At 65.4% G+C, this 2,052-nt stretch carries 1 protein-coding gene; it reads left to right on the top strand.

From position 1 onward, the window contains the following. Positions 1 to 345 precede the first annotated feature (345 nt). Positions 346 to 1,977 (top strand): histidine kinase, encoded by a 1,632-nt coding sequence (locus RMO25_RS02380; RefSeq protein WP_309661006.1) that lies wholly within the window; start codon positions 346 to 348, stop codon positions 1,975 to 1,977. Positions 1,978 to 2,052: the final 75 nt, after the last annotated feature.

Below are 2,052 nucleotides of genomic sequence, written 5' to 3' on the forward strand. Positions count from 1 at the left end.
CGGCGTGGCAGTTCAAGGTGCGGCCGCCGCGCAAGAACGGGAAAGCGATGATCGGCGAATGGGTGCGGATCCGGATCGACTATTACACCAGCGGCCGATCCGACTGACCGGGACACGTCCGGAATGAATTTGGGCAAAAAGAAGGGGAGCACAAATCGGGGTTCGTGCTCCCCTTCCCCTTGAAACGTGACGTGACGAGGGCGGAAATATCAGCAGGGCGCGGGCCGCCATAGTTATCCAAAGTTAGTGTCACCCGATCGCCTCGGAATGGCACATATCGGAGGAATAAGCGCAAACCCCGCTGGCGGCTGGGCGGTCGGGCGCGGATGCGATATCACTCGCCCCGTGGGGAAGGGATTCCAGCTTCCGTCCGGGCGGGTGATCGCTCTGGGCCGGCTCATGCTGGCGACGCTGTTCCTGCTCGCCATCTGGATCGACGTCAGCCAGCCGGCGCATGATCCGGTGACGACTTTCGCGGTGCTCGGTGCTTATGTCGTGTTCGCTATCGCAATGCTCGTCGCGACGTGGAGCAATTGGTGGCTCGACGCCAAGCTCGCCGGGCCAGCGCACGCCGGCGACATCGCTTTGTTCGCGCTGCTCGTCCTGCTGACCGAGGGCTACACCAGCCCGTTCTTCACTTTCTTCATCTTCCTCTTGCTGTCGGCGGCGATCCGCTGGGGCTGGCACGCGACCGCGCTGACAGCGATGCTGCTGACGCTGCTCTATTTGATCGTCGGGCTGCTGGTGGTGCAGTCGGGCGTTACGTTCGAGCCGCAGCGCTTCGTGGTCCGCACCGGCCATCTGGTCATCCTGTCGCTGATCCTCATCTGGTTCGGCGCCAACCAGTGGCGCGCGCGATTCTATGCCCGTGACGAGGAGTTGCTGGCCCGACCGAGCCTCGACGAATCACCGATCGAGACCGGCCTCAGGGCAGCGATGAACGGCGTTGGCGCGCGCTCCGGCCTGTTCGTCTGGCGCGACCAGGCCCGCGGCGACTTCGCCGGCGTCGCCATCCGCGACGGCGAGCTCGTGCCTGTCACCGTCCCGGCGATCGCGATCGTGCCGGCCATCGCCATGTCGCCGTTCCTCTACGACCAGGGCAAGGACCGCGCGCTCAAGAAGGATGCCAACGGCAATCTGGTGGACTTTTCCGTGGGCGAGGTGATCGCCGCCCGGGCCGCCCCGAACCTGGCCTTGGGCGAAGGCCTCGCCATCCCGGTCCACTCGGACGGAGGCGAAGGTGAGCTCTTCCTCGAAGATGTCCCGGGCCTGTCGACCGATCATATCGACCTTGGCGAACAGGTCGCCGCGGACATCGCGGTCCACCTCCAGCGCCACGCCATGCTTGCCGCGGCCGACGACAATGCCGAATCCCGGGCGCGGCTGACGCTCGCCCGCGACCTTCACGACAGCGTCGTGCAATTCCTGGCCGGCGCCGCCTTCCGCCTCGAAGCGATCAAGCGCGCGCAAGTCTCGGGCCGCGACTTCGTGCCGCAGCTAGACGAATTGAAGCAGATCATTCTCCAGGAGCAGCGCGAATTGCGCGCGATCATCGCCGCCTTGCGCAGCGGGCCACTCGTCACGTTCAGCGACCTCATAAAGGACCTCTCGGGACTCGCCGACCGCTTGTCGCGGCAATGGGATATCGAATGCAAGGTATCGGGGCGAAAGTCCGAGTTGATGATTCCCGTCCGGCTTCATCTCGACGCGCACCAAATGATGCGCGAGGCAGTGGCCAATGCCGTCCGCCACGCCGAGGCCAAGTCGGTCACGGTCAGTCTCGCCGCGACGGTGGATGAGCTGCGGCTGGTGTTCGTCAACGACGTCACCGTGCCTCCCGCGGCGGGCAAGCGGCTGGACATGCCGGCCTCGCTGCAGGAGCGGGTCGAGCAATCCGGCGGAACGCTCGACATGTCGCGCGGCATGGCGGTGACCAGGATTACGGTCACGCTGCCGATCCCCGGTAAGCGGCCGTGACCCAATTCCTCCCGTTGAGTCGCATCCTGCTGGCCGACGATCATCCGATGATCCGCACCGCGCTTGAGGTGCTGC

It is taken from the genome of Sphingomonas sp. (assembly GCF_031361285.1).
Taxonomy (GTDB): Bacteria; Pseudomonadota; Alphaproteobacteria; order Sphingomonadales; family Sphingomonadaceae; genus Sphingomicrobium.